Annotated in this window: 1 protein-coding gene; it reads left to right on the top strand. The window is 59.6% G+C overall.

What is annotated here, in order from left to right:
- Positions 1-936 precede the first annotated feature (936 nt).
- Entirely contained in the window at positions 937-1,791 is an 855-nt protein-coding gene (locus ABWP84_RS18140) for a hypothetical protein (RefSeq protein ID WP_353213429.1), read from the top strand.
- The last annotated feature ends 102 nt before the right edge of the window (positions 1,792-1,893 follow it).

The raw sequence follows: 1,893 nt of genomic DNA on the forward strand, positions 1-1,893 counted from the left end.
GGAGGTCGTACCGGTGTCCTCTACATCAGCGAGGTCATGTGCAGATGCCCTGGTGGCCGGCTGGATTGCCCGTTTTGGCGTCCCGGAAACGATTACATCGGACCGCGGAGCTCAATTTTCCTCTGCCATATGGGCCGTGCTGGTCAGGACCTTGCAGATAAGCCACATCATGACGACAGCATACCACCCCCAAAGCAACGGTATGGTGGAAAGGTTTCATCGTCAACTAAAAGAGGCTCTCAGATCCCGGTCAGCCTCTTCCGATTGGCCGGAGCACCTGCCCTGGGTCCTCCTCAGCCTCCGTGCCACACCCAAAGAGGACGCCGGAGTCTCCTCTGCAGAGTTGGTGTATGGCTCCCCGCTCTGCCTCCCTGGCGAGCTGCTGCAAGCGCCAGAGGCCGTTCCAGAGTCACTCCTTCAACAGCTTCGGTCCTCCAACCTCACCTTGCCCACCCGGCCTCGCTCCTATGCGGAGGCCGCCACTTCGTCCAGCCTTCTTGCCTCGGCGGACTACGTCTACATTCGCCGCGGGCCCATCAGCCCCACACTGGCCTCCGCCTTTACTGGTCCTTACCGTGTTCTCTCCCGGTCAGCAAAATACTTCACCATCGACCTCGGAGGCCGCCCTGATACAGTGAGTGTCGACCGTCTCAAACCTCATCTGGGTCTTCTGCCTGTGACACCTGCTGCTGTCCCATCTCGAGGCCGCCCTCCTTCTTCTGCTTCAGCTCCTCAGCCTCCGGCCTCGCAGCTGGGGGGGGCCCCTGTAGCGACACGGCCTCGAGAGGAAAATCCGCGAGAGGAGGACGGAGAAAATCCGCCGTGAAAATATGCTAATTGTATCAGTCTTTTCTTAGCTGCTTTCGCGAGAATATATATCTAAACTCTATACCGCGTTGTAGTCTAAAGTGGTGACCCCGCCGCCTCAATCTAGTGATGGCGGACAACGACATGCAGCTGGAGGACATGGAGCAGCCACAGGTTCCACCTCAGCAGCAACCACAAGCCGGTGACAACGGTGAGGCTCTCAGAACACAAATCAGTGCCACCGCAGCGAGCCGCATGAAGTTGCCACCGTTCGATGCGGACGATCCGGCCCCATGGTTCGGCTATGCGGAGCTTCAGTTTCGGCTCCGCCAAGTCACCGTCCCGGTAGACCAGTTCACTGTCATCGCATCCAGTTTCTTACCTGGTTCGTCCATCTTTCGTGAGGCCGCACCGATTCTCCTCAGCGTTCCGAACGACGGCTCCTACACACAGCTGAAGGAATTCTTGCTGCGCGGCCACACAGTCAGCGAATTCCAGCGGCTGGAGACGCTGATGACAGCGGAGCCGCTCGGAGCCAGGCGACCCACAGACATGCTGGCGGAAATGCAAAGCCTCTGTCCAGCCGGAGAAGAGGAGACGGCGTTTTTCCGTCACGCTTTTCTCCGTCGCCTTCCAGCGGAGATCAGGAATTTTGTGCTTGAAGAGAAGGGGCCTCTTCGCGCCATCGCAGAGAGGGCCAACCTGTTCCAGACCAGCTTGTCCAGCAGGCCGGGCCTGGCGGCCATTTCGACTGAGGAGGAGACGGTGGCGGCCATCGGCGGCCAGAAGAGGAAAGGTCAACCTCAGCAACAGCAGCAGCGCCAGCCACAGCAGCAGAAACCTCAGCGCCAACAGCAGCCGGCAGCCAACAACCCTACGCCGGTGCAGCTAGCTCAGCAGTCAGCTGGTTTGTGTTTCGCTCACTGGAGGTGGGGCGCTAACGCGCGATCCTGCAAGGCGCCATGTTCCTGGCAGGGAAACTGAGAGCGGCCGCAGCGAGCTCCGTGGCTCGGCAGCCTGCGGCCAGACCTTCTTCACCTTCATCCTCTTCACCTTCATCCTCTTCACCTTCATCCTCTTCACCTT

Source organism: Rhodovarius sp. (genome assembly GCF_040399605.1).
GTDB lineage: Bacteria > Pseudomonadota > Alphaproteobacteria > Acetobacterales > Acetobacteraceae > Rhodovarius > Rhodovarius crocodyli_A.